The following is a 3,724-nucleotide window of genomic DNA, read 5'->3' as shown; positions in this document are numbered from 1 at the left end:
CCAAGCTTTTCTGGTCGGAACCCCCTAAGCCGAGTTTTCAAGGTGCTGCGCCGTCCACTTGGTTTTCGAGACTGGCCTTTTAATTCTAACGTAAAGCCAACCTAGAACGGCGGGGTTTCAGACCCAAAATTTCCGATGAAACGCCTCGATCGCTTCCTCTAGGGTTGGATAAATACGTTCGGTCGAGATCGTCTCGGATAGGTCTCCTTTTTTTAATTGCTGATATAAATCTTGCTTCACCCGCGCCATGGCAAAAGTAATACCACTACCGATTAATTCTCGATGTAATTCTTTCAACATATCGACCGCCGTAATATCGATATCTAGAATCGCTTCGGCGTTGAGAACGAACCACTCGACGGGGACTTTCTCCGCCTCGATCGCCGCTATTACCCGTTTCCGAAAATTCTCGGCGTTGGCGAAACAGAGGGGCGCGTCGTAACGGTAGAGAACCAATCCGGGGATCGTCGTTGCGCCCTTCCAGTCCTCGATGTCGTGCAGGCCCGCCAGATTCGGCACTTCCCCCAAAACCGCATCGTGTGGTCGCATCAGCCGTGCGAACAGATCGACCACCGATAACCCCACGGCAACGCCCACCCCGACGAGGATATCGGTGGCCAGGACACCGAACATGGTGACGAGCGCCAATCGGAACTCGCTGGTTTTGAAACAACGCAGACGGTTGAACTCCGAGATCTCGATCAGACGGAGCGCGGCGTAAATCACGATCGCCCCCAAGGCCGCTTTCGGAAACAGGGATAGCAGCGGGCGCAAGAACAAAAGTACCAAAATCACGATCAGAAAAGCCACGAGGGAAAACAGTTGCGATCGACTGCCCAGAGAATCGCCGATCGCCGTGCGACTGCCGCTACTGCTGACGGGAAAGCCTTGCATGATGCCGTTACCGATATTCAGCGCTCCCAGGGCGAGTAATTCCTGATTGCCATCGATGCGATAGTTGTTTTTCGCCCCGAACGCGCGCGCGGTCAAGACGTTATCGGAATAGCCTACGAGGGCGATACCGATGGCCGAGGAGAGTAAATAGACGAACTGCTGGGAAGAAAAACCCCTCGGTACTTTCAAACTCGGTAAACCGGCGGGAATTTCCCCGATCACGGCGATGCCTCGCTCGTTCAGCTGGAACAAATATACTGCCGATGTCGCCAGTAGAACCGCGAGTAAAGGGCCGGGGGCATTGGGAAAGCGACGTTGTACCACTAGCAGGAAAATTAAAACACCGGCGGCAAGAATCAGAGTTGGTGGGTGAATCTCGGATAAATGTCCCGAAAATTCCCCGATCTGTCCGAAAAGCGATTCCGCTTTCAGTGACATCCCGCTAATTTTTCCCAACTGACCGACGATCATGATCACCGCTACTCCGGCCATGTAGCCGACGAGGATCGGTTTGGAGAGGAGATCGGCGAGAAACCCCAACTGGGCGAAAGCGGCGACGCAGCAGACGCTCCCCACGAGTAGGGCCAATAGACTGCACAGACTGGCGTAGTTACTACTATCCCCGGCGACGAGGGGCATGATAGCGGCGGCGGTCATTACTGCCGTCGTCGATTCCGGCCCGACGGAGAGTTGTGGTGAGGAACCGAGCAGGGCATAGATGAGCAGCGGCGGTAGGATCGCCCATAATCCGGCGATCGGTTGTACTCCGGCCAGTTCCGCATAGGCCAGACATTGGGGAACGAGATAGGCTGCCACGGTGATCCCCGCGATGACATCTCCCCGCAACCAGGCCGAGCGATAGGATCGCAGACGCTTTAACCCGGGTAGAGAAAACCGCTCCCTAGAAAAATTTAATCGAGTAGGCATCCTCATCTCTTCTCCTGTCATCGAAAATGTCTCGAAAATGCCGCCCCCCGCTCAACTAGCGGTAGGAATACTTTTTCGCCGGTTTAACCCGGTTTTTTCTAGTTGATTTTGCTTACATCCGAACCGGGAAATTTATCGGCCAAGGTCTTAATGATAACGTATAAAATCGGAGCGATCGCTAAACTTAAGAGAGTGGCAACCAAATAGCCCCCGAAGCTTACCGTCCCGATCAACCAACGACTGAGCGCGGCTGCTCCCGCCGCCGCCAACAAATGATGGCGTGGAGGATCGCCTCTGGTGTTATCGCCAGATTGTCGAAAGTAGTCGTCTCAAAAGCGACCTCGACCTTTAGCCCTGGCGGAAAACTTTCCTGTCGGCGAGCGATCGCCTTTTTCCTCGCCTCTCCAGAGGGTTATCAATAAAAGCGATCGCTATTTACAGGCCATTACCGCGATCGTGTAGGCGTTATTATTCATGCCGTTAATATTAAAATTAATCTGATAGGGCTGTCTACCCGTGGGTGATTGGAAGGGTAAAGAATAGGTTTCGCCCCGTTTCATTTCGACATTTTTCTGGAAGGCGCTATTGACTGAATTATCGGGATATTTGAGATTGATCGTCACTCCGTATTTGCCATCGTTTTCGGGAACCATTACCCCTTTAAAAGAGGCGAATTTCACCCCGGAGGGAACGGCGAAATCGGTGTTAAAGTTATTCTTTCCTATGGCATCGATCTGTTTGCGGATATGGGTCTGATTAGTGGCTACTTCCTTGAGGTACTGACAGTTTTTCGGAAGTTCGGTAGCCTGATCTTTGGTACTGGCGACAACGGCCATCGAGGTCAGTCCGAGGATTAAACCAGCCCAGAGAAAGCTGAAAGTTTTTGTCAACATGATAGTTTTTCCCGTTAAGTTTTTCTAAAATTGGCTCTTCGGGGACGATTAAAGATAATTAAGCCTTAATTGTCCCGCCTTGACTTTTTCCGTGACCAAAGTTCTCACTAATTCTAATTTTTGGCGCGGGACTTGGTCATTATCGCTCGCAGTGGAGCGAGTTCTCCTGTTTCTTCTGGGGTTAATTTTTGTGCGTCAACCCGTGAGATTTTCAGAGAATTGCTCCTCGTTTTTACTCTCCGAACCAAGCACAAACCCCGCTCACATACCCAAGAAAGCTAGGATTCAATATTTACCTTAAATGTCGGTTTGAAGGAACTCTCGGTTTCACCGACGAGATGAAAAACCGACCAGTTTGACATCCTCACCGCCGTAAACGAGCGGTGATTCCTCACCACGCCACCTTTTTAGGATGGTCGTTGAATGGGGTTGACGCTTCACAGGATACTGCTACCTTAGCGGTAGTCTTATGCCTTCCGACCCGTCCATTTAAAGTCGAACGTATGTCCTCCGGCGACCAATACTTTTTTGGGTTTGTACATACCGACCTAGGTTACGTTTTGCCTCTAGCATGGGGTTTCCAGCGGCCGTCAGCTTCCCCTTACTCATCCTCAACCCGTTGCAGGACTTTCAACCTAGTATGTTTATTGGAGGAGTATCTATGATAGGGCGGGTTTTTTAGACCACTAGAATCCTAACACAAAGCCGTCCTTTTAGGACGGGGTTTTCAACCCAAATTTTCGATAAAACAGCACTTCGACACATTTCGACACATTTCGACAGGCTCAATGTAAAGGCTCAATGTAAAGGCTCAGTGAGACGAAGCACAGCTAATATTCAGGGGAATCCTGATTCTCTACATATTTCTTAAGTTGGTCTATTGTGACACCGCCACAACTAGCCACAAAATATGCCCCTGTCCACAAAATTCTCTTATCTTGACCATATATCTCTTTCAAGTGGTCTGAAAAGTTATCCCACATCAGCTGGCAAGAAGTTGATTTTAAGTT

General features: G+C 50.4%; 3 protein-coding genes. All 3 read right to left on the bottom strand.

Features of this window, described 5'->3' with window-relative positions; all coding sequences use genetic code 11:
* Positions 1 to 117 precede the first annotated feature (117 nt).
* A complete protein-coding gene (locus IM477_RS01625; RefSeq protein WP_287730274.1) occupies positions 118 to 1,821 on the bottom strand; it encodes an SLC26/SulP family anion transporter in 1,704 nt (567 codons plus the stop codon).
* 431 nt (positions 1,822 to 2,252) lie between these two features.
* Positions 2,253 to 2,714, bottom strand: a complete 462-nt coding sequence (locus IM477_RS01620; protein WP_002780536.1) for a hypothetical protein — start codon at positions 2,712 to 2,714, stop codon at positions 2,253 to 2,255.
* Between the two features lie 830 nt (positions 2,715 to 3,544).
* A partial coding sequence (locus IM477_RS01615; protein WP_287730271.1) for a transposase occupies positions 3,545 to 3,724 on the bottom strand: 180 nt, incomplete at its 5' end.

Source organism: Microcystis sp. M090S1 (assembly GCF_020246295.1).
Taxonomy (GTDB): Bacteria; Cyanobacteriota; Cyanobacteriia; order Cyanobacteriales; family Microcystaceae; genus Microcystis; species Microcystis aeruginosa.
Note: the sequence above shows the minus strand (reverse complement) of the source record. Positions and strands in the feature narration are given on the sequence as shown.

Bases quoted from the DNA above. Each gene is read 5' to 3' on its own strand.
- IM477_RS01625 (WP_287730274.1), bottom strand. From the start codon at position 1,821: ATGCCTACTCGATTAAATTTTTCTAGGGAGCGGTTTTCTCTACCCGGG.
- IM477_RS01620 (WP_002780536.1), bottom strand. From the start codon at position 2,714: ATGTTGACAAAAACTTTCAGCTTTCTCTGGGCTGGTTTAATCCTCGGA.